The organism is Streptomyces sp. NPDC058985 (assembly GCF_042740985.1).
In the GTDB taxonomy this organism is placed as follows: domain Bacteria; phylum Actinomycetota; class Actinomycetes; order Streptomycetales; family Streptomycetaceae; genus Streptomyces.
The window spans coordinates 321,205-345,302 of sequence record NZ_JBHYJX010000001.1 but is presented as its reverse complement, the minus strand read 5'-3'; the positions used below and the strand labels follow the sequence as shown (position 1 = coordinate 345,302).

Genomic DNA, 24,098 nt, shown 5'->3' with positions numbered 1-24,098 from the left:
AGGCGTGAGCGCCTCAGATGGAGTCGCCCAACGGATCCGGGTTGAGCCACATGCTGCGGGCGAAGTCGTCGCAGATGTCGAGGTTGGCCCTGATCCATGCGGCTTCCGGCGGGACCGTGCGTACGGACGCGTGGACCTGGTGCTCCTCGGACCACCAGCCGTAGTTGAGGGAGGCGCCGGGGTCTGACGGGTCCCCGAAGTAATGGATGCAGCGCAGCCCGTGCCCGAGCCGTTCCGAGTGGAACGGTGTGATCTCGGGCGGGCGGACCGGGTTTGTGTCGGCGGCCTGGGCCGTGATGCGGAGGCCGGCCTCGTGGTCCTCGCCCTCCGACTGGACGGCAAGGGCGTAGAAGGGCTGGGGCATCATGCGGGGGCCATCGCAGTAAAGGAACGCCTGATCCGCCGGAACGCTCGGGACCGGGTGGGCCTCGGCCAGCTGCAGGAAGCGGTCAGCGAGTGTCAGTCGCCTGGGGAGCCGCCACCAGGCCTTGTGCCGCTGGTGGACGATCTCCGTACACATGACGGGCCATTGCATCATTTCGTCCTGGTTCTGGTCCGTCCAGTGGAGGGGGAGCGGGAACCAGTGCGTGAGGTCGGCCTCGGTCTCGAAAAAGATCACGTGTGCTCCTGCCCCTGACGGCAGCCAGAGGGCCACGGCTCAGCGGTTGACGGACTGGATCTCCTCGACGGTGATGGCCTGCGTGGTGCCGAACGTGCCGTCCGGCAGGTCGCCGCCCGCGCCGCCGGTGCCGGTCCAGGCGATTTCCCAGGTGATGGTGGCCTGGAGGTCGAACGTGTCGTTTCCGGAGGAGCGGAGGTACTTGAGGCCGCAGGGCGGGGTCTGGTCGGCCTTGCCCTTGGCGTACGGTTCCCCGATCGATCCGTTGTCGTTGATCGTGCACTCGCCGGATGCCGGGTATGACTCGGCGTCCTCGGTGCCGGGCTCCAGCTTGAGGGACACCGGTTTGGCGGTTGTCGTGGCCTCGATGGCGAAGCCGGGAACGTTGATGGCTGCCGTGGCTTGGACTTCGTCGAAGACGGCCTTGTCGAGCCAGGCCCAGGTCGGCAGGTTCACCTTTGTGGTCTGCGCAGGGGCGAGGGCGACCTTGGTGTCGGGGAGCTGCATGTGCTGGTAAGCGAGGGCGGCAAGTATCTCCGGGGTGATGGCCTCCTCGTACTGGGGCGGCGGGGCCTCGCCGTTGTCCACCCAGAAGGGGAGCTCGCTGCAAGAGTTTCGTTCCAGGAAGTCGGGTTCGTTGGGATTCTCGACTCCGGCCCAGAACATTCCCTCCCCGTCCTTGGCTACGTTGTAGTCCTTGTAGCCGGGGGTGTCCGCCCAGCCGAGCTCGTCCTCGTAGTGGCGCTGTGTCTCGCTGATCGCCGCGCCGGGAGTGCCCGCCATTCCGGGAGTGCTCGCGGCCTCCTCGAGGTTCGCTGACATCTCCTTCTTGAAGTCCTTGGCGCCGAGGTAGGGGGCGTACCAGCAGGGTGGGGGGTCCCAGTTGACGTCGGAGGACGTCACGTTTCCCTTGCTACCGTTCTTGGCGACGGATCCGGAGTAGTGGATCTGTGCGGCGGCGTAGATGCCGGTTCTGTCGCCCCCGCCGGTCTGTTCTGTGTCGGCTCCTTTGCCGGAGCCGACCGGCTTCGCCGCGTAGGCGGGTTCTGTGAGGATGATGGTGCTGAGGGCCAGACTCATCCCTACGGCGCCGACGAATGTGCGGAGTGAACCTCTCACTGGCACTTCGCCGCCTTCGTCTCGACAAACACCTTGGACGCCTGCCACAGGTCGTCAGTTGTGGGGCTCTTGACCATGATGATCTTGTAGTAGTCGAAGTCCTCGATGCTGGGATCGGTCTTCAAGATCTTCTCAGTCTTGACTTCCTTGCCGTAGAACTTGCCCGAGTCCGCGCAAAACGCCACCTCTACCGACTTGCCGTTGGCGGCCGACCGAGTGGTGGCGTCGTAGTGGCGCAGTGTGCCCGTGGCGGTCCAGTCGCCCTCAATCCACGCGTTGACTTGCGTCTCCGCGTAATGCAGCCCATCGCCGGTGGCATAGGCGGCCACGGCAGCTTCGTTTGCTGTGCGCTTGTCGACGCCTCGGTAGATGGCACGGAAGAAATTGGCTGCGTCGTCCATCGCCGCCGCTTCGTTCTTGGCCTTCGGCGCGTCCCAGTCGAAGACCAGGTTCATATCCTTTGGAAGGGACAGGTCCACGCCGTCCGGCTTGTCTGCTTCCGGGGCTCCCGCGGGCTTCGTCGACTCTTTCGGCGTCTCCGTTCCCTGGTCGGCTCCGGCGATCTTGTCATTGTCGCTGGACTTGTCGTCCCCGCCCCCGCAGGCCGTCAGCAGCAGGGTTGCTGAGGCGGCGAGCGCGGCAGCAACGGGCAAAGAGCGGCGCTTCACAGTGAACTCCCCGTGAGACAAGGTGCGGTCAACGCTACTGACGGTATCTGTGGGGTTGCTGGTTTCGCCAGAGCGAACTTCGGCAGATCCGGGACGAGGCCCGCTGTCGTTAGGGTGGCTCCGGACACGCGACGTGCGGTTGAAGGGCTGGGGACCACGTGGCAGACGACACACCCCACACCGTCGGCGAACCCGAGTGGTGGCGCGTGGACTTGGCCCGTTGGCTGCTGTTCAGTCTGGTGTGCGCCGGCGGTTCCCTGGGGCTCTCCTGGCTGGGGCCCTTCGTGCCGCTCCCGTCTGCCGTGCGGGGAGCAGGGGGCTTGCTCGCCATCCTGGTGCTCCCGCTCGCGTCGCTGCTGGTTCCGTTGCTCACGTTGCGGCGGGTGCCTCGCAAGAAGAGGAAGCTCGCGTGGCAGCTCATCGTGCCGCTGGCCGCCGGGATGGCCATGGGCTTCCTGGGGACCGAAGCCGGCGGTCAGGCCGCCCTGGCGGACCGGGGCGTGTGGACCGACGCGGTGGTCGTCGCCATGGACGACAGCAGCACCAACCACTGCGACCTGCGCTCCGTCGACGGGCAGGAGATCTCCCCCTCGCTCTCGGAGGGCGCCGGCTGCGAGGACTGGGTCGAGAAGGGCGACGAGCTGCACGTCCGGTACGACCCCGAAGGCATCGCCGGCCCGACCGAGGACAGGGACAGCAGCTCGAACGGAGGGCTGCTCGCGGTGCTCTTCGGTGCGGCCGTCCTGATGGGAACCTGGGGTGGCGTGAGGCAGAGCAGGTGGGATCGGGAGTATGACGGAAGCTGACCGGGGAGCGGTCGGTGAGAGGGGCGACGGTCGCGTCCGGGTGCGGGACGCGGTCGGACTGCTGCTGTACCTCGTGGTTGGCGGGGCGCTGCTGGTCTTCGGCATCGGGGGTACGGCTGGTTCTCGTGTCACATCGCGCCGGTGTTGTAAGACCTGCCCGGTGGCTCCTGGGCAGTCGGGGGCATTCTGGGGCTGCTCAGCCTTGCCGGGTGGGCCGGCGCGGTGTCGAGTCGGTTCAAGTGCCCGGGCGGGGTCCGTACGGGCAGGCTGTGTCACGCGGGGCGCGAGTCGTGGCCCGTGGTGTGTGCTGGGCCGCCGCGCTGGCGCCGGTCGTCTTCCTGATCAGCGGCTTTAGGGGCAGGAACTGCCGCTCCCACGAGCCCGGTTGCGCGTATTTCTCCGGGACGGGTCCGGCAGTACTCGCGTACGTCGTCATCGCGGGCGGAGCGGGCTGGCTCTGCTACCAATGGCGCCGCGTTCGCAGTGAGGAGCGCCGTGCGCGGGAGCGGGAGCGTTTGCGGAAGTTGCGGAAGAAGGGCAAGGGGGAGAGCCGCGGCGCCAGGTAGCAGGAGGTAGGCCAGGGCCCGGGGCTGCCGTGCCTCAGGCCAGCGCCCCCTTCGGCAACCACATCGTCTGGAAACGCACCCACCGCCCCACCCACTCGCTCCGCCCCGCCACCACGAACAACAGGAACGGCGCCGGAACCCCACCACCGCGACCACCCACCCCGGCAGGAACCACCCCAACTGGGACACGCACAGGCAGCAGACGAGAAGCGCCGTCGCCGTACGGGCGAAGTCGGCCCGGTCGTCGCAAGGCGCTGGTCCGGATACGGCCGGAGACGTGCGGCGGCCAGGAGGCCCACGGCCGCGCCCGCGTGCAGGCCCCAGAGGATGCCGCCCGGGAGGAACATCGCCGGGGCGCCCGCGCTCGGGAACGCGAAGTCGTGGCCGCAGGCGAGGCCCACGACGGCGCCGGTGCACACGGCGGTGAGGACGAGCACGCCCGCGAGGTGGTCGGAGACCTGAGCGGCCAGGCTCTCCCCGGCGCGCACCTCGCGGAACACCGACCCCGACCCCACCGCGTACACCACCGTGCCGATCACCAGTTCGGGCGCCGCGCCGAAGAGACCGCCGCTCTTGCACGGCCCGTCGGACGCGGGGAACAGCCTGCCAGGCCAGCGGTGCGAGCAGCAGCACGAACAGCCAGCAGCCCGCCACCAGTGCCCAGCCCGCGCCGATCCGCGCCCCGCGCCGTCTCGCCACCGGCGTCTGCAGCAGGCCGGCCACGGGCAGCGCGATCAGTGCCCAGGTGAAGATGAGGGCAACAGCACCGTCAGGACGAGCGAGACGGCGCCCGCGGTGACGCCCGCCGCGACACGCACCCGGAACGGACTCACACCGTCACGCCAGTTTCGCGTTCTGCGCCTTCACCACGGCCGGCGGCAGCTTCGCGTCGCTCGGCCTCGCGTTCGCGATGGCCGTACCGTCGACCGAGAAGTACACGGCGAGCATCTCCCCGCTGCGTACGGCCTGGGTGTGCACCGTGTGCTCGACGCCCTGGAAGGTCAGGGTCGACCGGAACGCGACGGATTCGTCGCCGGCCTCCGCCACGGGCTTCTCGGCGGTCACGGAGTCGTACGCGCTCGTGTTGCCGTTCGCCTTGGCCGTGAAGCCGCCGGCGCACGCGTCCACCGCCTTGGACAGGTCGGTCAGTGCGGACTCGGCCCGGCCCGATTCGTACGTCGCGAGCAGCACGTACGTGAACGGATCGTTGAGACCCTTGGAGACGGAACGCGTGACGTCGGCCTGCGGTTCGTCGAGGGGAAGCTGGTTCATGGCGTAGGCCAGCGGGGCGCAGACGGGCTTCTCGACCGTGACCTCCCGCTGGGACTTGGCGAAGGCGTACTCGCCGGCGTCGGAGGTCGCCACATCCGCATCGGACACGTCCATGCCCGAGACGTCCGCCTTGGTGATCACCGTCTGCTTCAGTCGTTCCTCAGGCGTCTCTTGCTTCTCCGCAGAAGCGGTCGCTGCCGGCTTCTGCGCCGAGTCCGCGTCCGAGCCGGATTCACCCCCACACGCGGTGAGCGAGGTGAGGGAGAGCAGGGCCAGGGTGGAGAGGGCGGCCTTCGTGGCGCGGTGCATCAAGGGCTCCTTGGTGTGGGGGAGGGGAGAGGGTGGGCGGCTGGCGGCTGGGTGGCGGCTACGCGTCGTCCACCAGCTTCCGCAGTTCGGGGGAGAGTTCCGGTACCTGGGCGCCGGCCGCCTGCGCTGCCGCGATCGTCCTCACGTAGGCCAGGGCCGCCTCCCGTCGGCGTTCCCCCTCCTTGTACTGGCGTACGCCGGCCAGCCAGATGTACAGGGCCACGGGTACGAGGAGGAGGGCGCCGTAGCCCACCGGCTCGCTCGACGTCGCGGCCCAGATCGCGCCGCCTCCGCCGATCAGGATCAGCAGGCAGCCCGCCTCGTCGTGCCAGCCGCCCTCGTCGACCCGCAACTCGTACTCCGACACGGCGGCGGGCTTCGGAGGTACGGCGACGGGGGCGGGGGGCGCGAGGGGCCGGCCGTCCGTCCGCGGCACCTGGTCGGCCTCGCCGACGGGCTCGACCGGTGGATACGACGGGACCGGCGCCGACCCCTTCCCGCCTCCGGTCCGTGACTTGCCCTCCAGCCACGGCGGGATGTGCGTCAGTGGGATGCCGTGCGCGCGGGCGATGCCCAAGGTCTCGCGGTAGCCGGCCAGCGTGGGATGGGCCAGTGCTCGCTTCCAGCGGGTGTACGCGTATACGACCAGGGCGGTGCCGGTCACGACCAGGCACCCCGAGGCGGCCAGGGCCGCGATCAGGTGGTGGTCGCTCAGCGTGCGGATCATCGGGACGACGAACGGCAGGAGCAGGCCCACCGTCAGGGCGAGCATCCCGAACCATGCGGACGGGTGTCGGCGTTCCGCGTCCAGTGCCCGCCGCCGTTCCGCCAGCAACGCGCTCACCGCGCCGTCGTCCAGGTAGTCGACCTCGTGCCGGGCGCTCACGGCGCGTATCGCCTCCGCGGCCCGCGGGTCGGCGGCCAACGCCGCCCCGTTCACAGGAAGAAGGTCCATCGATGCCCCGGTGATCTCTCCGTGCTCGCCCCGTCACTGATCCGAGCGAAGATCATGGCACGCCCGGTCCGCTCCCTCGTGAGTGAATCGTGCGGGCCTGATGGGCGCCCCGTGACGAAGAGCACGCGGACGGTGCCCGGCGGTACCGCGCGTGGATTCGCGCGTGCACAGTTGAAGGGCCGTTTGTCGCGCGGTTCTCAAGGGGGTTCCGTGGGTGCGAAGTTGCAGATGGGTAACGGTGGGCGGGGTGGAGGTGCGGGGGTGGGGATGCCTTGAGGGGCTTATGTGCGGCTGATACGGTGCGATGGCTTGACACCCGCCTCACTGCTGGTCATTCGCCCAGGTAGGACGGGTGTGTGAGGGGATGTCCCGGGGCGTCACCGGTCGGGTGGACGCGGGTGGAGTGTCCGAATTTGCAGGTGATTCTGCGTACTTGGGCCGTCCTGGCTCGGGTGTGAACGTGGCAGACAATTTCTTGGTCGTACGGGGAGCGGTTGCGTGAAGATCCAGGAGCGTACGGGGGCGGGCGCGGGGCGTTCCGCGGCTCCGGCTCAGCCGTCGGTCGGTGACCGGCTTCCCAGTCCTCCTCGCGAGCGCAAACCGGCGCTCGCGGCGTTGGCGGTGCTGCTGATCCTGCTGGGCGCGCTCGGGGCGACGATGCTCGTGCTGCAGGTGGGCAAGCGGGTCGAGGTCGTCAAGGTGACGCAGGACATTCCGCCGGGCGGGCGGATCACCGATCAGAACTCCAGCATCGTGATGGTCGCGGACGATCCCGACATCAACTACATCAAGGAATCACAGCTCAAGGCCATCAAGGGCTACAAGACAGTGACCATGATCCCTGGAGGCACTCTCCCCGTCGGTGAGATGTTCGCCAAGGAGCCCAAGGTCCCCGACGGCAAGGCATCCGTCGGCCTGGCCCTCAAGGAGGGCCAGTACTACGCGGACATCAAGAACGGCGACCAGGTCGCCGCATACAGGGTCGGTACGAGTGGCTCCAGCGGCTCGGACTCGACCGACAAGGACTCCACGTCGTCCTCTTCAGACAACGGTCTCATCGCGAACGCCTCGGTGGAGAACGTCAAGGGGGACAGTGACGCCACCGTGAGCACCGGCAGCAAGTCCATCACCCTCCTCGTCGACGAAGGCGACGCGGCCGCTCTCGCGTCGGCCTCCTCTGCCGGCGAGGTCGCCCTCGTACGCGTTCCCGGCAACTAGAAGGCGACCGAAGAAGCCATGGCCCTCATCGCACTGGCCGCCGACAAGGGTTCCCCCGGCGTCACCACCGCGGCCGTCGCCCTCGCGGCGGTCTGGCCGCGCCGTGTCCTGGTGGCCGAGACCGACCCGGCCGGCGGTGACCTGGTGTACCGGTCCGCCGCCGCGCACGGCGGTCCGCTGAACCCGAACACCGGCATGCTCTCGATCGCCGCCACCGCGCGCCGCGGCCTCGTACCCGACCAGCTCTGGGACCACGTACAGCCCCTCAGCGGCGGCCTCGAAGTCCTCGTCGGGCTCGGCATCTCCGAGCAGGCCGCCGGGCTCGCGGGCCTGTGGCCCACCCTCGGCCGGGCCTTCGCCTCCCTCGCCGACTCCCCGAACGCGCCCGCCGACGTCATCGCCGACTGCGGCCGCGTCAGCGGCGACACCCCCGTGGCGGAGCTGTTCCCGCATGCCGCGCTCGTCCTTCTCGTCTCCCGCACCGAGCCGGAGGCCATCGCCCGCGTGCGCGACCGCGCCGCCGCCCTGTCCAACAAGCTGCACGGCGGCCCGCGCGGCGCCGCGAACGCCGGGATGCCGCTGATCGGTGTCGTCCTCGTCGCCGACACGAACAACGCCGCCAAGCTGTCCGGCCAGGTCAACGACATGCTGGTGCACGCCCAGACCGGCGCCCGCGTGGTCGGCACGATCGCCGACGACCCGGCGGGCGCCGACCAGTTGGCCGGGCGCAGGCGCGGGCGGCTGGAGAAGTCGCTGCTCATCCGCTCGGCCCGCAAGGTCACGTCGGACCTGTACCAGCAGTTCGGCGCCGCCTGGTCGATGCCCACCGGACCCGCCGGACCCACGGGCCACAACCCCGCCGGCCACAACGGACCCGCCGGCACCGGCATGCCCGGCCACGCGGGGGCCGGCCGATGACCGCTGTCGACCACTCGTTGGTCAAGCGGTTCCGGCAGGACGCCGGCGACCGCATCGCCGAGCAGCGCCGCCAGGACCAGGTCGGCGGCGTCACGCCGATGTCCACCGAGGACGAACGGCACTACGCGCGCGCGGTCATAGCCCAGATCCTGGAGGAGTACGCCCGCGCCGAGATCAACGCCGGGCGTACGCCGCTGGACGCGGAGACGGAGGAGGCTTACGCCGCCGCCGTGCACGCCGCGCTGTTCGGCGTGGGGCGGCTCCAGCCGCTGCTCGACGACCCCGAGGTCGAGAACATCGACATCAACGGCTGCGACCACGTCTTCGTCGGCTACTCCGACGGACGTGAGACGCGCGGCGAGCCGGTCGCCGAGACCGACGAGGAACTCATCGAGCTGATCCAGATCCTCGGCGCCTACTCAGGCCTGTCGTCCCGCCCCTTCGACTCCGCCAACCCGCAGCTCGACCTGCGGCTGCCCGACGGTTCGCGTCTGTCGGCGGTCATGGACGTCGCCCGGCGCCCCGCGCTCTCCATCCGCCGCGCCCGCATGGGCAAGGTCTTCATCTCCGACCTGGTCGGCAACGGCACCCTCGCCCCCGAGCTGGGCCACTTCCTGGCCTGCGCGGTCCGCGCCCGCAAGAACATCATGATCGCGGGCGCGACCAACGCCGGGAAGACGACGCTCCTGCGCGCCCTCGCCAACGAGATCCCGCCGCACGAGCGGCTGATCACGGTGGAGCGTGCGCTGGAACTCGGCCTCGACACCTTCCCCGACCTGCACCCCAACGTGGTCGCGTTCGAGGAGCGGCTGCCCAACTCCGAGGGCCAGGGCACCATCAGCATGGCGGAGCTGGTCCGCCGCAGCCTCCGTATGAACCCCTCCCGCGTCATCGTCGGCGAGGTGCTCGGCGACGAGATCGTGACCATGCTCAACGCGATGTCGCAGGGCAACGACGGCTCGCTCTCCACGATCCACGCCAACAGCTCGCACGAGGTCTTCAACCGCATCTCCACGTACGCCCTCCAGGCGTCGGAGCGGCTGCCGATCGAGGCCAGCCAGATGCTGGTGGCCGGCGCGGTGAACTTCGTCGTCTTCATCCAGCGGCGCAACAACTTCCAGAGCGGCGGCCGCCTCCAGCGTGTGGTCACCTCGGTCCGCGAGGTGAACGGCGTCGACGGCCGCGTGCTGTCCAGCGAGGTGTTCGCGGAGGCGCCCGACGGCCAGGTCGTACCGCACGCACCCATAGCCTGCCTGGAGGAACTCATCGCCTACGGCTACCGGCCCAACGGAACGTGGGGGTGACGCGGAGATGGAGATGAACACCCTCGCGGCCCTCGACTCGCTCGGCTCCATGGGCGGCCTGTTCTCCACCACGGTCCTCTACTCGATCGGCTGCGGAGTCGCCGTCGGCGGCGGCCTCGCCCTGTTCCTCGTCGCCGTACGCGGACTGCCCGTCAAGCCCGAGCACGAGAAGCGGCAGGCGAGCGAGCGGGCCAACGAACTCATCCGCTGGGCGGGCCGGCGCGGTTCCCTCGCGGCCATCGTCGGCCTCGTCGTCCTGCTGCTCACCCGCTGGGCGGTGCTGGGCATCGCGGCCGGCGTCCTCGTCTTCTTCTGGGACCGCCTCTTCGGCGGCGCCGCCGAGGAACGCGCCGCCATGAAGCGGGTGGAGGCGCTCGCCTCCTGGACCGAGTCGCTGCGCGACACCATCGCGGGCGCCGTCGGCCTGGAGCAGGCCATCCCGGCCTCCGCCCGCGCCGCCGCGCCCGTACTCCGCCCCCATCTGGACGCCCTCGTCGACCGGCTGCGCTCGCGCACCCCGCTGCCCGACGCGCTCCAGCACCTGGCCGACGAGATCAACGACGCGTCCGCCGACATCATCGTCGCCGCGCTGATCCTCAACGCCCGGCTGCGCGGCCCCGGTCTGCGGCAGGTCCTCGGCGCACTCGCCAAGTCGGCCCGCGAGGAGGTCGACATGCGCCAGCGCGTGATGGCGCAGCGCGCGTCGACCCGCCGTTCGGTGCAGATCGTCGTCGCGGTGTCGGTGCTGTTCGTCCTCGGCCTGTCCGTCTTCAACCGCGACTTCGTCGAGCCGTACGGATCGCCCGTCGGCCAGCTCGTGCTGGCCTGCGTGTGCGGGCTGTTCGCGCTGGGCTTCTGGTGGCTGCGCAAGCTGTCGACCATCGAGACGCCGGAGCGCTTCCTGGTCCGGGACGGCTCGGATGTGCAGTTCGTGCGCCCGCGCACCCCCGGTCAGCAGGGCAACTCCGGTCTGCCGGGACAGCCGGGCCAGCCGGGTCAGCCCGCGCAGCGACTGCCGCAACCGGCACAGCCGTCGCAGGCGTCTGGGGACGAGGGGGTACGACGATGAACCTGACCATGCCGGTCCTGGTCGGCGCCGTCATCGGCCTGGGCATCTACGCCCTGGTCCGTGCGCTGATGCCGAGCAGGCGCAGCCCGATCCAGCAGGTCGCCCGGATCGACGCGATGCGGGCGCGCGGGGCGGCGTACGGGTCCTCGCGGGCGCCGCAGGACACCAGCCGCCTCGGCTCGCTGCGGGCCCAGGTCGGCGCGCGCGTCGCCGAGCTGTACCTCCAGCAGGGCTGGGAGCAGCGCTCGCTGCGCGCGGACCTGGCGGTGCTGGACCGCAGCTGGGAGAAGTTCCTGGCGACGAAGGCGCTGCTGGCGGCGGGCGGTCTGTTCTTCGGGCCGTTCCTCTTCGCGATCGTATGGACGCTGGGCTTCGGCGACAGCCCCATCATCCCGGTCTGGCTGGCCCTGCTCTGCGCGGCGCTCTTCTTCTTCCTCCCCGACCTGGAGGTCCGCAGGGACGCCGCGGAGAAGCGCCGTGACCTGCGGCGCGTCATCGGCGCCTACCTGGACCTGGTCTCCATGAGCCTGGCCGGCGGACGCGGTCTGCCCGAGGCCCTGATGGCGGCGGCGGAGGTGTCGGACGGCTGGGCGACCCACCGCATCCGCAACGCCCTGGCCGACGCCCGCATCACCGGCATCAGCCAGTGGCAGGCGCTGGGCCAGCTCGGCGAGGACCTGGGAGTCGAGGAACTCAAGGACCTCTCCGCCTCGCTCGCCCTGGTGGCGGACGACGGCGCGAAGGTCCGGGAGTCCCTGGCCTCCCGCGCGGAGACCATGCGCCACCGCGAACTGTCCGAGATCGAGGGCAGCGCGGGCGAGAAGTCCCAGTCGATGCTCGTGGCGCAGCTCCTGCTGTGCGCCGGGTTCCTGGTGTTCCTGATCTATCCCGCGGCGATGCGGGTGTTCCAGGTGTGACGCCAGTGACGCCAACCGCAGGCCGCTCCGGGCCGCTCCGGGCCGCTTCGCCCCAGAACTGACACGAGAGGACAGAACTCACCATGAACGGACGGAACTTCCGCACCGGCACGACGGGCATCGTGCCCGTGGACTTCCTGATCACCTTCCTGCGGGCCCGTGTGGACCGCGCCCGCTCCGGCGAGCTGGACCGCGGCGCGTCCGCGGTCGAGTGGGTCATCATCTCCGCGGTCGTCGTCGCGATCGTCGGCGTGGTGGCCGCCATCATCAACGCCGCGCTCAGCGACGGCGCCAACAAGGTCGGCGACTGCATCAAGGGCGCGGACGCGGGCAAGACCTGCTGACCGGCCGACGTACGGCGCTGACGGGGACGATGTGACGGGACAGACGGGGAGAGCCGGGATGCCGTACGCCGTACGCGGCGTGCTCGCAGGCACCCTGGGAGGGGTGCTGGGCGGCGTACGCGAGCGGGTGCGCCGCAGTGTGGCGACCGCGCGCAAGGCCGCGGCCACCCGTGGCGACGACTCCGGCATGACCGCGATCGAGTTCGTGCTGCTCACGCCGGTGCTGTTCTTCATGATCTTCGCGACGGTGCAGTTCGGGCTGTACTTCTTCGCCGACCACGTGGCGCAGGCGGCGGCCCAGGCGGGCGCGCGCAAGGCCCGTGCGACGGCCGACGCCCAGCCCGGCGGCTGGCGCGGCGAGGCCCAGGACGTCGTCGACAGCTACATCCGCCAACTCGGCCCGCAGCTGGTCCTGTCCCCGGACGTGAAGCTGCTCCAGCCGGAACAGGACACGGTGGGTGTGGAGATCACGGCGCGCATCCCGACGGTGTTCCCGGGCCTGGACCTGACGGTGCACGCGCAGTCGGTGGGCCCGGTGGAGCGCTTCGTGCAGGAGGGGGAGAACTAGATGAACCTCTCCCGCATCACGAAGAGCCGCCGTCGGCCAGGGACGGACGAGGGCCTGTCCACCATCGAGGTGGTCATCCTCGCCCCGGTGATGATCCTCTTCATCCTGGTCCTGGTGGCCTTCGGCCAGCTGGTCGAAGGCCGGGGCGCGCTCGACGGCGCGGCGCGGGACGCCGCCCGCGCGGGCTCGATCCAGAAGGACCACGGCACGGCGATCGCGGAGGCGAGGAAGGCTGCGGAGTCCAACCTCACGGACGTCTGCTCCGGCCCCGTCTCGGTCGTCCAGAAGAGCGCGGGCTTCGAGCCGGACACCCTCTTCACGGTCGAGGTGAGCTGCGAGGTACGCGGCCTGGCCTCGATCGGCCTGAACGTCCCGACCACCCTGTCGGCGACCTTCAGCTCCCCGCTGGACCCGTACCGGAGGACCGCGTGAGATCTCCCGTACGCGAATGGCTCGCGGAATGGACGGCGCACCGGCGCGCCCACCTGGACGACCGCGGCTCGGGCGCCGGCGCGGTCATCATCTTCGCCCTGGTCTTCCTCTCCCTCTCCGCCTTCGTCATCGACGGCGGCATGTCCATCTCGAAGCGCGAACGCGCCGCGGACATCGCCGAACAGGCCGCGCGCTACGCCGCCCAGGACATCGACCGCGAGGCCCTCTACGACGACGTCGGCGGCCCCGCCCCCATCAACTACGAGAACTGCGACGCCCGCGTCAAGACCTTCGCCGCGGAGATGGACATGACCGGCGCGGACATCGCCGCGACCCACTGCGTCACGGCCGACGCGGCCCAGGTCGAGGTCGAGGTCCAGCTCACGTACTCCCCGGTCTTCACCGGCATGTTCTACGGCGGCGACGTGGTGGTCCACGGGCAGGCGGTGGCGGAGAACGAGGTGGGGTGACCAGCACCACGGGCCAGGGCGACGACCTCCCCGAACGGCACGTTCGGCGCGACGCGGGACGTGACGGTGCGGGAGGTCCAACCGGTGAACCGCTGAGAGCGTAAGGAAGACAACCGTGAGCGACCAGCAGGCGGACATCGACCGCATAGCGGAGTGCGCCCGGGAGCTGAACAAGATCCACCGCACGTTCACCAAGAGCGCCGACCCCGCGGCCGGGTTGGGAGTGTCCGTGCTCGGCAGTGAGAAGGTGATCGATGCCCTGTCGTCCTTCGGCAGCAACTGGAAGATCCACCGGGAGAAGCTCGCCGAAGAGGTGAAGGCGCTGGCCGGGATCACTTCCGCCGCCGCGGAGGCATACGAGACCATCGACAGCGAACTGGCGAAGGCCCTCCGCGAGGTGGATGCCAAGCACGCCGGAAAGCGGGGAGGCAAGTGAGCGCGCGCCCCGCGGCGCACCGGTGGGAGGTGCTGGGAGAGTCGTCCGATCCGGTACCGGGCGATCCCTACGAGGTGGCGGCGCTCGGAAAGAAGCTCCGCAGCACGGCGGAGTCGATCCAGAAGCAGGCCGACAGCATCAAGGCGCTGTCCAGTGTCGAGAACTGGCAGAGCAAGGCCGCCACAGAGTTCCGTGAGGCGGCGGAGGGCGCCGAGGGCAGGCTGCGGAAGGCCTTCAAGCGCTACGACGCCGCAGCTGACGCCCTGGGCACCGAAGTCCGGGAGGGCGTGTGCAGCAAGGAGTACGCCTCGGAGCTGCACCGGGCCCAGCAGGCGGCCGACAAGGCGCTGGCGGATGCCGAGGATGCGGACTCGGACCGGCGGAGCGCGGACAAGGCGCTCGAAGGCGACCTCTCGGAGACGGACAAGGGCAAGAAGGAGGACGCCAAAGAAGCCGCCGAGGGAGCGGTCCGTGCGGCCAAGCGTGCGCTTGATGGCGCCAAGGCCGTTCGTGACGGCGCCGCCACGGCCGCGGCGGAGGCGATCGAGTACGCGATCGACAACGACGGTCTGAAGGACGGCTTCTGGGACAAGTTCAAGGAGGTCGTCAACGAGATCTCCTACTGGGCGGGCCAGGCGGCCTCCTGGCTGGGGGTGGCGGCACTGTTGCTCTCCTGGGTCCCCGTTCTCGGGCAGGTGCTGGCGGTGCTCGCGACCGTGGCTACCGTGATCTCGTTGCTCTCCAACATCACCAAACTCGCCATGGGGGAGGGAAGCTGGGCCGACGTGGCGCTCGACGTCGTCGGGCTCGCGACGGTGGGCGTCGGCCGGGCCGCTGCTCTGGGGGCCAAGGCGGGCATCAACGGAACCAAGGCCCTGGCCCATTCCAGGCTGTTTCAGCAGGGCGTCAAGGCAGCCGCCAAGGCAGGGGCTCGTTACCCGGCCCGTGCAGCGCTCCGGTTCGCGAACAAGAAGGCGCCCGGGGCTCTGCTCGGACCGGGCAAACAGGCCTTGATCGACGCCATTCCGAAGAAGGGGTGGCCAGGACTGAAGAACATCGGGGCGGGCTTCAGCCCGGCCGGCATGGGCAAGGACCTGGCCGGGGTACTCAAAGGCGGGTTCAAGGTCGACGCGCGATCGCTGGGCGACGCCAACGTCGTCGACAGCCTCAAAGGCCTCAAAGACCTGGGCAGTGCGGGCTTCCAGAATCCGGAGGTCCGGTCGGCCATGCTGAACACGGCAGGTCAGACCGCGGTATGGGCCGGTTCCACGGCGACCAGCATGGCCGTCGGACCCGGGAACTCGTGGGGGCACTGGTATGACGATCTCAAGTAGGGCCGGCGTCGGAAAGTAGTGACATGAGCGATATCGCAGTAGAGATCGAGCTGACACCCGACTGGATCGAGTTGCCGTTGTCTCCGGCCGTCGACCTGGGCTCCTGGGCGGTGACGACGGCAGGGCAGATCGCCGAGCGGTACGCCGCGGAAGGGGAGGAGGCGATGCCCGAGGCGCTCGTCCGGGATCTGCGGGGGCGCGCGGAGGACAGCCGCGAACGGGCGCCGCAGTTCGCCCTGGCCTTGTTCCTGGCCGGTTTCAGCGCATCGGTCGCCTGGCTCGAGACCGAGGTGTGGAAGCCGAGCGAGGCCATGCCTGAGCTGTCCCTGGAGCATCTCACGCAAGCGCTGTCGTACCGCCATTTCGGTGAACCGGATCTGCGGGACGTGCAGACCGCGGCGGGACCCGGTGTCCGCATCCGGCAGAACGTCCGCGGAGAGCGTCTGCTCCGGCTCGGACCGCGGCGGGTGCTGCACACTCTGACGTACGCCGTCCGCCCCGAGATCACGGACCAGGCCGTGGTGATGCGGGTGTCCTGGCGCTCGGCGGCACTGGACGAGCCGGTGGAGACCATGGCCGACCACGCCGCGGAGACGCTCACGGTGACGGCGGCGACCGAGCGGGAGAACACCGAATGAGTGACGACTCGACGCCCGATGGCGTGCAGGGCCACACTCGGCCGGACGTGGCGGAACCGCCGAGTGACTACGCCCTGACGCTGCCCGAGGGGTGGTTCAGGGTCCCACTCGACCCCGAGGAACTTGAGGCCTCCGTCGACGCCCTGGTTGAGCGACAGTTCAAGGGCGTGGACGATGCCCCCCACCTCAAGCGACAGATCCGCCGCGACCTGCTGAAACGCGCCCGGAAGTCCTATCGCAACGGCGGCATCGAGTTCTACCTGAGCTTGGAGATGGCGGGCCCGGTCCCGGTCCCGGCCTCTCTCGTGGTGACCTTCGTGCCACCGGGGCAGGACGCGCTCACTGCCAGAGAGCTGGCGGTGAGCCTCGCCGCTTCCGGCCCGCTCGGCCAGGAGGTGAGCATCCTGGAGCAGCCGACAGGAGACATCGTCCGGACCCGCGTGCGCACGGAACCCGAACCGGACGATCCCCAGGGAAACGAGTTGCCCGTCACGTCTGCCGACTACTACGTACCGATTCCCCGCTCCCCGGCGCTTCTTCTGCTGTCCTTCTCCACACCGCTCGACCCGATCGCCGACGCCATGGTGGAGCTGTTCGACGCGGTCGCCGGTTCGCTGACATGGCGCGAGTAGAGGAACGGACGGAGTCGGAACGGTTTGCCGCACGCGCGCTCTGGCTGCTGGCCGGGGCTTTCACCGTCTGGCTTGTGGGAGTCGCCCTGGCCGCAGGGCTGCTCCAGGGCGTCATGATCTCGTGCGCAAGGGCGTGGCCCGGGGGCGCGTACGGGTTCCTGCTCAGCATGGCGGTCCTGGCCCCGACCGGCTTGGCAGGCATCGTCCTCGCGTGGGCCGGACGCGCTCGTGGTGCCGGTCCCCTGGTCTGGCTGTGGGCGGCGGTTGCGGCGGCACTCGCGGGCACAGCGGTGGTGCCGCTACTGGCGGCTGCTCCTGAGCGGGAGGACGCGGAGGTCGCCTCGGAATTCGGCGCCTGGCTGAGCAACGCCGCACCTGGGGCGTTCTGGTGGGCGCTGGCGCTGTCGTTCGCGGCCATGATGGGCTGGGCCCTCGTCATTGCCAGGGCGATGCGGGGGAGACCGTAGATGTCCGCAGCCTCTGCCCGAGGAGCCACGGTTCGCCGACCTGGACGGAGTGACCGCCGACATGACCGCCGACGACCTGTCGAACCTCGGCCTGGAGTGCTCGGAGGACTGGGTTCCCTTCCCCGTCGCCGGGGCGATCACCCTCGACTACTGGGCCAGGCAGCAGGATCCATCCGGACGGCACCTTCCCCGAGGTCACCCTCGGGTTGCTCACGGAGCACATGTCGGCGCGCGACTTCGGCGAGCCGGACGTCCGCGAACTCCGGCTGCCGCTGGGCGACGCGGTCCGCATCCGGCAGAACCTGATCGAGGAGAAGAAGCGCCTCCTCGGACCACGCCCCGTGGTCCGCACCCTGTTCTACGGAGTCCGCCCGCCGACGACGGACGCCGCCGTCACCCTGCTGGCGTCCTGGACGGAACCAGTGCTGGACGAACCGCTGGAGGCCGTCGTGGACGCCATCGCCCGGACCCTCCACATGTGACGCCCCGGCGGCCTACTTGCCGCCGCCCTTCCCGCCCCGCTTGTCCTCCGTCTTCACGGCCTTGTTGACCTGCTTGGTCAGCTCGTCATCGAGCTTCTTGAACTCGCGGACCACCGCGTCCGACATGTCGCCCAGCGCGTCGAGCTGCTGGGTGATGTCCTCACGGCCGTCCTCCCAGTTGGACTCGAAGTCCCCGAGGGCGTCGTTGACGCTGCCGTCGCCGATGTCGTCCTTGTACGACTCGAAGAGCCTCTTGGTGTGGTTGAGCCGCGTCTTGAGCGACCGCAGTCGGCGCCCGTAGTCCTCCAGCTCGGTCAACGGCAGTGCGAGGTCACTCTTGGCCATGCGCGAAGTCCCCTCTGCGGTCGGGTCAGACGAACCGGAACGTGCCGGTCACAGCGTCGAAGACGTCGTGGAACGCCTCGGCGAGATCCAGCACCGGGCTGGCTCCGGAGACGAGGACGACCTGGTCGGTGGTTCCCGGCACCGGGATGTACGTCTGCGTCAGCACCATAGGCAGGGTACGACTGTCGCCCTGCGCCACGGGCACGTCCTCGACACCGTACGTCCGGGCCGCCGGACCCACGTCCGGAATCTCGACGGTCGTCACCTTGCGCCAGGCGTCACCCTCGCGGCGGGGGGTGATGGTGCGCAGGCTTTCGGCGATGGCGCGGGGGTCGGTGGAGAGGGCCACACCCTGCTGGTTCTTCGCACCGAGGATGGACACGGTGACGGTCGCGGAGAGCGGGACGCCGTCGAAGTTCTCGGCCATGCAGCCCAGGTAGACCGCGCCGGAGTCGTGGGCCTCTTTCGCCATCTTCCGCAGCATGGCGCTCGCCTCGGCGCGATACGGCGCCAGTTCCGGCGTCTCCCGGACGCGTTCGTCCACCAGCGTGCGGATCGTCGCCTCTCGCCCTTCGGGCCGGATGTCGAACTCCCACCACGATTCGGGAACGGACAGGGAAACTCCGACAGGGGTGACGTCCACGGGTGCTGGCTCCATCGGGTCGCGTGGGCTGGACGGCTGCTGGTGAATCAGAGAGAACTCGTCGCCTTGTAAGCGCGTGTTTTGGTTACGGACAGAGCTGACGCCCGGAAATCGATTCCTGCTCCCGGAGTTCCGATCGTGACGCGGACGCCCCTGTCATCCGCAGCTAGTTTCACCTGCTTCGCCTGAACAGATCCCCAGCCGGAGACTCTTGTTTCGGTCATATTGGAGCAAACCAGGTAGAACTCAGTGGTGTTGAATTCTTTCTCAATCCACTCCGAGGGCATATTGGAGGGTGGCACGCTCGTGGTGAAGCCCAGGGTCGCAGAGATGTCGCGTTCATCAAAGTGAACGTAGAAGAGGTCGCAAAGATCCAGTGCGGGAAGGCTGTCGTACAAGTCACCCAGCTCGCCGCGGTCGTCGAGGAAGCGGTGCCAGTCAGAGACGCTCATAGAAAGTCTTCTCGTCAGTTCGGGGGAGTGATGTGTGACGGCGGGCGTCGATCTTACTCACGTACAGATGAGGCCCGCTGTCCGAGCCGTCAGCTTGGATGCGGTAGGCGCTCAAATGGCCGACAAGTACGGAGTCGCTGCAGGTGAATGAAGCTTCCATCCCATCTCCCTGAGCGCGAACTCGAATTCGATGGTGTTCTGTCAGGTTTTCAGCTTCGATGATCGTGGTGGTCGGTGGTTCCCAGCTAAGGAGGGACAAGTTTTGTACCGCAAGGAATTGAAGCTGGCACTGGACAGCGTCCAGTCCGGCATCGGTCCATTCTTGAGGTGCGTTCTGGGGGAATCCCGGAAGGTCGATTCGCAGAGTTACGGTGGGTCCACGCCAGTTCAGGTTGATCGACCGTAGCCTGGTCTCGCGTACTTCTGGAACCTTTCCGTATAGCTGCAGGATCTTCTCGGTATTCGTGAGGAAGGTGTCAACGGTCATAGTAGTAGTGTTCCTCGCATCCCGGAATCTGGCCATTTCTGGTGTCCTCGAAGGGGCGCACATGGACGTGCGGTCCTTGGTAGCCGGGTTCGCCAGGCTTCTGATGGCCGAACCAGTGATCCTGGAATACCACGAGATCCTGACCATTGGGATGCTCGTAGACTTCTTCCCGGTAAGTGATCGGCTTGTAGTCATCTGTCATCAACTGTTTGGACCCTTGCCACTCCGGGGTTGTTGCCGGTACGTGCGTACTCACTTCAAGTGGTTCCGCACCGTGAGGAATTCCGGCATCGCTCAGAGCTTGTGCCTTCGCCTCGTCGAGGGAGCGTCCTACCGGTTCCCCGCAACCCGGCGTGAGGCCCAGTGGGTCGGTCCAGATGTGAGGGTTGTGAACGTAGCTGACAGGGTTCGGAGCTGGGGCGAGCCCCAAGGGGTCGGGGGTCAGATACCGGGCGGTCTCGGGGTCGTAGGTCCGGAAGTAATTGTGATGGAGGCCCGATTCCTCGTCGTAGTACTGGCCGGGAAAGCGGAGTGGAGTGTGGGCCGTCCCGCCGTGGTTCCAGGTGGTGGTGCCCCAAAGTGTCGAGCGTGCGTGCCCGACGATGGCTCCCTCTTGGTCGACCAGCTCGGTCGGCATGCCCACCAGATCGGTGACTATCGCGAAGAAGCGCTCGTCGACGGTTTCTTGCGTCGGACCAGAGGAGTGCGGGGTTTCCGAGGAAGCGGTGAGGACGCGCTCTGCCTGTGTGATGGGGCGTTGGCCGTCGTGATCCCAGGTGAGAATCACGAGGTGGCTCTGGTCCTGTGCCGATGACACCTGCTCGCACAGGGTGTGGCCGTCCCACGTGAAGACGATCTGCTGCACCACGGACTCGCTGTCGGCGGCGAGACGCTGCTTGGCCGTGCGGCGGCCGAGTGGGTCGTACTGATAGTGCCATCGGGTGCCGTCGGGCTGCGTCACGGCCGTGAGGCGGTCCTCGGCGTCCCAGGTGTACTTCCAAGTCTCGGATGTGCCCGACAGGTGGCGCTTCCATCGTTTGATGACACGGCCCTGGGCATCGTGTTGGTAGCGAACCCGCCCCGCACGCCGGATACGGGTGCCGCCATACGCGCGCACCCCGGTCGCCTCGTACCCCGTGTGCGTGCTGGGCCACGAGGCCTCCGTCTGGTTGCCGGCCTCGTCGTAGGCGTACGTCTCCGTCCACCCTCGCGCGCGGACAGACGTCACGCGGCCAACGACATCCAGATCGAAACGGCGCGTGTCACCCGTCTCGTCGTCGATGCCGGTGAGGAGGCCGTCTTCGCGGTATGTGAAAGCTCGGCCTCGGAGGACCGAGGAGTCCGAGCCCAACAGGTCCTGCCGGGTCAGCCGGCCCATGGAGTCGAAGGCGCTCGTCAGGGTGACGTTGTCGCCCACTCGGCGCACGATCTCCCTGCCGATGGGGTCACGCTCATATGTGACCCCCTGCCCGGACGCGATCCGGTCGACCGGCCGGCCCGACGCGTCGTAGGACCATGTACTGGTGGCGCCTGTCGGAGTGCTGCGGCGGACTCGGCGGCCTACCGCGTCGTACGCGTAGACGATGGTGCGGTCGTTGACCGTCTCGGATTGGCGCAGGCCCTCCTCGTCGATGTCCACTGAGATGGCCGCGTCCGGACCGATGGCATGTACCAGATCACCGGAGGCCGCGTACTCGAAAGTGGTGATGCTTCCGTCCGCGTCCTTTCTGGTCATCTGGCCCAGGGAGTTGCGCTCATAGCGCACGACTTGCCCCAGCGCGTTCGTTCGGCTGCTCAGTCGTCCGGCGGCATCGTGGGTGTAGGAGAGAGTGCGGCCGTCGAAGTCGCTCTCGGTAGTGAGGCGTCCTGCAGCGTCGTACTGATAGCTCCAGACATCACCCAGGGGATTGGTGACACGCGTGAGCCGCATCTCGGCATCGTGGGAGAACGCGTAGCGCACTCCGTCCGGGCCTGTGCGAGCGGCCAGCTGATCGAAATGCGTGTACTCGAAAGTGGTGACGGCTCCCGTGGCATCCGTGTAGCCGGTGCAGTTGCCCTCACCGTCGTACGTCCACGATTCCGTCGTACTGTCGGCTGAGGTGCGCCGGACCAATTGGCCCTCCACGCTCCACTGCAACTGAGTGACCGATTCGAGGGGGTCCGTGATCTCGACGACACGCCCGAAGGCGTTCCGTTCATAGCGGGTGCTGTGGCCCGACGGGGAAGTGACCGTCAAGGGGAGCCCGGCGGAGTTCGATCGAAACGTCGTGGTGTGACCGAGTGCGTTGGTCGCTGACGACAGGTGGCCGGCGGCGTCATAGGTGAAGCGGGAGACGGCTCCGCTCGGTGTTGTCACAGTGGTGCGGTTGCCCCGGTCGTCATACGTCTGATGCCACGTGCCGCCGTCGGGGTTGGTCACCTGTGTCGGCTGTCCCAGCTCGTTGTAGACCGCGGTGAGCTGATGTCCGTCCGGCTGGGTGATGGCATTGAGGTTTCCGTCCGCGTCATACGCGAAGCGGGTCGCGTGGCCGAGGGGGTCGGTCCTCGACAGCAGGCGATGGTTGCGATCGCGTTCGTATCGCGTGACGCCGCCCAGTGGATCGATCTCGGCGACGACCTGATGCGCCCGGTTGACCAGGTACCGACGCGTGTGGCCCTCTCCCGTGGTTGCGGTGGTGACCCGATGACCTGTGGCTTCGTCGATGCCGTCGTAGGTCAGGCGGAGTGCGAGATGGCCATCCGGACTTCCTTCGCTGACGCAGCGGTGTTCTTCGTCGTAGGAGTAGAAGTAGCTGCGGTCGTTTGTGTCGCTCCAGGAAGTGACTCGTCCTGAAGCGTCGTACGTGAAGCGGAGCGGGCGTCCCGAAGAGTTGGTGACCGCGGTCAGATGGCCGCGTGAGTACCCGTAGCGGAGCAGCTCCTGATCGCTGCCTTCTGTTCCGGCACCAACCAGACGCAGAGCCGTGATCCGCTCGTCGGCCGTAGTGACCTTCAGCTGGTATCCACCGCTGTGCGTGATCGAAGTCGGTGCGCCCGCTACGTCGAAGGTGAAGGTGATGCGATTGCCGTTGCGATCTTCCAGTTCATGCAGCAGAGCGGCTTCTTCATGGCGGATGAAGTGCCGGTTCTGTCCTGTCTTGGGGTCGCTGATCGTGTAGGTGGTGGCGTCGTGTTGCGTGAGCGGCCATTGTGGACCACGAGCCGGCAGGACGGATGCTCCGATTCCTGGCATCGGGTAGGCGAGGACCAGGCCTTCTTCGTGGATGAACACGACACCTTCGGCATCGAATTCGAGTCGCTGGTCGATGGTTGAGGACCAGGACGGGCCGAACCAGCGCCCCAGGCGATATCCGGACTCGACGCGGCGTCGAAACACGAGGGGGAGCACGCCCGGCAGTACCACGTCCGCTTGGGGCAGGTACATTCGACCGGTGGCCAGGTCAATGGGGTCAGTGCCATTGGAGCAGACGCTGTCTTTGGGGCGGCTGGTGCCTGTAGGAGAGTCCTTGACGCTCTTTCGACCCAGCCCCTTCACCCAGTCCTTCACACCCCGGACTCTGTTGCCGACATTCTTCAGGTCGCGGACACCGTTTGCGAGATTCTTGAGACCTCCGCCGATGCCGCTCATTGCTCCGGCGCCCAGCGCCTTCAGCCCTCCCGCTTTCCACAGTTGTCCGAGCTTGGCAAGGCTGGTGAAGCCCTTCGTGGCGGGTATGCAGTCCAGGGCTGCCCATAGGAGATCACCCCACCCGGCCTCGCCCTTGATGACTTTTCGTATCGTGTCGGCCATCACGACGAGCGCCGCCGCGAAGACCAGCCACCCCAGCGGTCCGCCGACGATCATCACGATGATGCCGACGATCGTCACGACCCACTTGCAGATGGTGACGATCTCGTCCCAGTTGTCGGCGACCCAGTCGCCGATCTCCTCCCACCAGTGCCGGTTGGGGATGCCGGCGTCGGAGGCTTCCTGGAGTTTGGTCACCGTGCGGCGGGCGGCCTCCTCGCGCAGGCCCTTGGCCTGACCGGCGAGCTTCTTGGCCGCGTCGAGGGCGTTCTGGGCACTCTCGACGTTCCGCTCGGCCGCCGCTTGGCGGGCCTTCGCGTGCTGGGCGTCCCGGGTCGCGCGGCGGACGTCGGCCTCGTCCGGCTTGGGGACGTCCTTGCCGCCGTTCTTGGCGGGGTCGTACGAGTCGGTCTTCTCGGTCGCCCTGCGGACCCAGTCGTCCGCGCCGGTCAGCGCGGTCTGGGCGGTGGTGAGTTCCTCGCGTGCCTTGCGGCCGTCGCGCAGTGCCTTGTCGGCCTTGTCCTGGGCGTCCTGGAGGTCGGGCCAGAACGTCGTCAGCGCGTCGCCCGCCAAGTTGTACGACTTCTTCAGCTTGCGCAGCTTCTTCGGGGCGTCCGCGAACTCCTCCACGAACACGGCCGCGGTCTTGCCTGCCCAGGAGAGGATCTCCTCCTCCTTGGCGATGCCCTTGAGATCGCGCAGTACGTCGCCCACGTCGTCGGCGAAGTCGTGCAGGGTGCCGGCGAGTTTGCGTATGCGTTGCGGATCGCCCGGCGTCGGGTCGCTCTCCAGGTCGAGTACGTGCCAGTCCGTGGGCCTGTGCGACACCGTGTTCTCCCCC

The 24,098-nt window shown here is 68.4% G+C and carries 26 protein-coding genes; 16 read left to right on the top strand and 10 right to left on the bottom strand.

The window, feature by feature from the left end:
* Window positions 1–13 precede the first annotated feature (13 nt).
* The 3 genes from ACFW01_RS01645 to ACFW01_RS01635 are packed head-to-tail and all read right to left on the bottom strand — an operon-like array spanning window position 14 to window position 2,406.
* Entirely contained in the window at window positions 14–619 is a 606-nt protein-coding gene (locus ACFW01_RS01645; RefSeq protein WP_234958071.1) for a hypothetical protein, read from the bottom strand.
* Between the two features lie 39 nt (window positions 620–658).
* The gene (locus ACFW01_RS01640) at window positions 659–1,699 is read right to left on the bottom strand and encodes a hypothetical protein (protein WP_234958070.1); all 1,041 of its coding nucleotides are present in this window, start codon (window positions 1,697–1,699) and stop codon (window positions 659–661) included.
* Window positions 1,700–1,734: 35 nt separating this feature from the next.
* Window positions 1,735–2,406, bottom strand: a complete 672-nt coding sequence (locus ACFW01_RS01635; RefSeq protein WP_234958069.1) for a hypothetical protein — start codon at window positions 2,404–2,406, stop codon at window positions 1,735–1,737.
* A gap of 158 nt (window positions 2,407–2,564) precedes the next feature.
* Between ACFW01_RS01635 and ACFW01_RS01630 the strand changes: the two genes are divergently transcribed.
* On the top strand, window positions 2,565–3,212 hold the full coding sequence (locus ACFW01_RS01630) for a hypothetical protein (protein ID WP_234958068.1): 648 nt from the start codon (window positions 2,565–2,567) through the stop codon (window positions 3,210–3,212).
* A gap of 1,403 nt (window positions 3,213–4,615) precedes the next feature.
* Here the strand turns inward: ACFW01_RS01630 and ACFW01_RS01625 are convergent.
* A complete protein-coding gene (locus ACFW01_RS01625) occupies window positions 4,616–5,359 on the bottom strand; it encodes a hypothetical protein (protein ID WP_234958067.1) in 744 nt (247 codons plus the stop codon).
* A gap of 58 nt (window positions 5,360–5,417) precedes the next feature.
* Window positions 5,418–6,314 (bottom strand): hypothetical protein, encoded by an 897-nt coding sequence (locus tag ACFW01_RS01620; RefSeq protein WP_234958066.1) that lies wholly within the window; start codon window positions 6,312–6,314, stop codon window positions 5,418–5,420.
* Between the two features lie 498 nt (window positions 6,315–6,812).
* Between ACFW01_RS01620 and ACFW01_RS01615 the strand changes: the two genes are divergently transcribed.
* The 15 genes from ACFW01_RS01615 to ACFW01_RS01545 all read left to right on the top strand — a co-directional run bounded on the left by ACFW01_RS01615 (window position 6,813) and on the right by ACFW01_RS01545 (window position 17,543).
* Window positions 6,813–7,532 carry a hypothetical protein gene (locus ACFW01_RS01615; protein ID WP_234958065.1) on the top strand — a complete coding sequence of 240 codons (720 nt, stop codon included), beginning with the start codon at window positions 6,813–6,815 and terminating at the stop codon, window positions 7,530–7,532.
* Window positions 7,533–7,550: 18 nt separating this feature from the next.
* Window positions 7,551–8,450 (top strand): hypothetical protein, encoded by a 900-nt coding sequence (locus tag ACFW01_RS01610; RefSeq protein ID WP_384502095.1) that lies wholly within the window; start codon window positions 7,551–7,553, stop codon window positions 8,448–8,450.
* On the top strand, window positions 8,447–9,754 hold the full coding sequence (locus ACFW01_RS01605; protein ID WP_234958063.1) for an ATPase, T2SS/T4P/T4SS family: 1,308 nt from the start codon (window positions 8,447–8,449) through the stop codon (window positions 9,752–9,754). Before ACFW01_RS01610 ends, ACFW01_RS01605 begins: the two co-directional genes overlap by 4 nt.
* 7 nt (window positions 9,755–9,761) lie before the next feature.
* Complete coding sequence (locus tag ACFW01_RS01600; RefSeq protein WP_384502093.1) at window positions 9,762–10,823, top strand: type II secretion system F family protein; 1,062 nt, start codon at window positions 9,762–9,764, stop codon at window positions 10,821–10,823.
* On the top strand, window positions 10,820–11,740 hold the full coding sequence (locus ACFW01_RS01595; RefSeq protein ID WP_234958062.1) for a type II secretion system F family protein: 921 nt from the start codon (window positions 10,820–10,822) through the stop codon (window positions 11,738–11,740). Before ACFW01_RS01600 ends, ACFW01_RS01595 begins: the two co-directional genes overlap by 4 nt.
* An 83-nt stretch (window positions 11,741–11,823) precedes the next feature.
* The gene (locus ACFW01_RS01590) at window positions 11,824–12,084 is read left to right on the top strand and encodes a hypothetical protein (RefSeq protein WP_031035077.1); all 261 of its coding nucleotides are present in this window, start codon (window positions 11,824–11,826) and stop codon (window positions 12,082–12,084) included.
* 187 nt (window positions 12,085–12,271) lie between these two features.
* The gene (locus ACFW01_RS01585; protein WP_226485995.1) at window positions 12,272–12,652 is read left to right on the top strand and encodes a TadE family protein; all 381 of its coding nucleotides are present in this window, start codon (window positions 12,272–12,274) and stop codon (window positions 12,650–12,652) included.
* Window positions 12,653–13,084, top strand: a complete 432-nt coding sequence (locus ACFW01_RS01580; RefSeq protein WP_234958061.1) for a TadE/TadG family type IV pilus assembly protein — start codon at window positions 12,653–12,655, stop codon at window positions 13,082–13,084.
* Entirely contained in the window at window positions 13,081–13,554 is a 474-nt protein-coding gene (locus ACFW01_RS01575) for a TadE/TadG family type IV pilus assembly protein (RefSeq protein ID WP_384502090.1), read from the top strand. The genes ACFW01_RS01580 and ACFW01_RS01575 overlap by 4 nt, the downstream gene beginning before the upstream one ends.
* A 115-nt stretch (window positions 13,555–13,669) precedes the next feature.
* A complete protein-coding gene (locus tag ACFW01_RS01570; protein ID WP_234958059.1) occupies window positions 13,670–13,990 on the top strand; it encodes a hypothetical protein in 321 nt (106 codons plus the stop codon).
* Window positions 13,987–15,324, top strand: coding sequence for a hypothetical protein (locus tag ACFW01_RS01565; protein WP_384502088.1), 1,338 nt, complete (start codon window positions 13,987–13,989; stop codon window positions 15,322–15,324). Before ACFW01_RS01570 ends, ACFW01_RS01565 begins: the two co-directional genes overlap by 4 nt.
* A gap of 23 nt (window positions 15,325–15,347) precedes the next feature.
* The gene (locus ACFW01_RS01560; RefSeq protein ID WP_234958057.1) at window positions 15,348–15,962 is read left to right on the top strand and encodes a hypothetical protein; all 615 of its coding nucleotides are present in this window, start codon (window positions 15,348–15,350) and stop codon (window positions 15,960–15,962) included.
* Window positions 15,959–16,594, top strand: a complete 636-nt coding sequence (locus ACFW01_RS01555) for a hypothetical protein (RefSeq protein WP_384502086.1) — start codon at window positions 15,959–15,961, stop codon at window positions 16,592–16,594. The genes ACFW01_RS01560 and ACFW01_RS01555 overlap by 4 nt, the downstream gene beginning before the upstream one ends.
* Before the next feature lie 74 nt (window positions 16,595–16,668).
* Entirely contained in the window at window positions 16,669–17,061 is a 393-nt protein-coding gene (locus ACFW01_RS01550) for a hypothetical protein (protein WP_384502084.1), read from the top strand.
* Between the two features lie 221 nt (window positions 17,062–17,282).
* Complete coding sequence (locus ACFW01_RS01545) at window positions 17,283–17,543, top strand: hypothetical protein (protein ID WP_234958054.1); 261 nt, start codon at window positions 17,283–17,285, stop codon at window positions 17,541–17,543.
* Between the two features lie 12 nt (window positions 17,544–17,555).
* Here ACFW01_RS01545 and ACFW01_RS01540 read toward each other — a convergent pair whose 3' ends face one another.
* The 5 genes from ACFW01_RS01540 to ACFW01_RS01520 all read right to left on the bottom strand — a co-directional run bounded on the left by ACFW01_RS01540 (window position 17,556) and on the right by ACFW01_RS01520 (window position 24,085).
* The gene (locus ACFW01_RS01540) at window positions 17,556–17,888 is read right to left on the bottom strand and encodes a hypothetical protein (protein WP_234958053.1); all 333 of its coding nucleotides are present in this window, start codon (window positions 17,886–17,888) and stop codon (window positions 17,556–17,558) included.
* 25 nt (window positions 17,889–17,913) lie between these two features.
* Complete coding sequence (locus ACFW01_RS01535) at window positions 17,914–18,435, bottom strand: hypothetical protein (RefSeq protein WP_384502134.1); 522 nt, start codon at window positions 18,433–18,435, stop codon at window positions 17,914–17,916.
* A gap of 143 nt (window positions 18,436–18,578) precedes the next feature.
* Window positions 18,579–18,983 carry an Imm50 family immunity protein gene (locus tag ACFW01_RS01530; protein ID WP_384502081.1) on the bottom strand — a complete coding sequence of 135 codons (405 nt, stop codon included), beginning with the start codon at window positions 18,981–18,983 and terminating at the stop codon, window positions 18,579–18,581.
* The gene (locus ACFW01_RS01525; protein WP_234958051.1) at window positions 18,970–19,470 is read right to left on the bottom strand and encodes an Imm50 family immunity protein; all 501 of its coding nucleotides are present in this window, start codon (window positions 19,468–19,470) and stop codon (window positions 18,970–18,972) included. Before ACFW01_RS01525 ends, ACFW01_RS01530 begins: the two co-directional genes overlap by 14 nt.
* Window positions 19,460–24,085 carry an RHS repeat-associated core domain-containing protein gene (locus ACFW01_RS01520; RefSeq protein ID WP_384502078.1) on the bottom strand — a complete coding sequence of 1,542 codons (4,626 nt, stop codon included), beginning with the start codon at window positions 24,083–24,085 and terminating at the stop codon, window positions 19,460–19,462. The genes ACFW01_RS01525 and ACFW01_RS01520 overlap by 11 nt, the downstream gene beginning before the upstream one ends.
* Window positions 24,086–24,098: the final 13 nt, after the last annotated feature.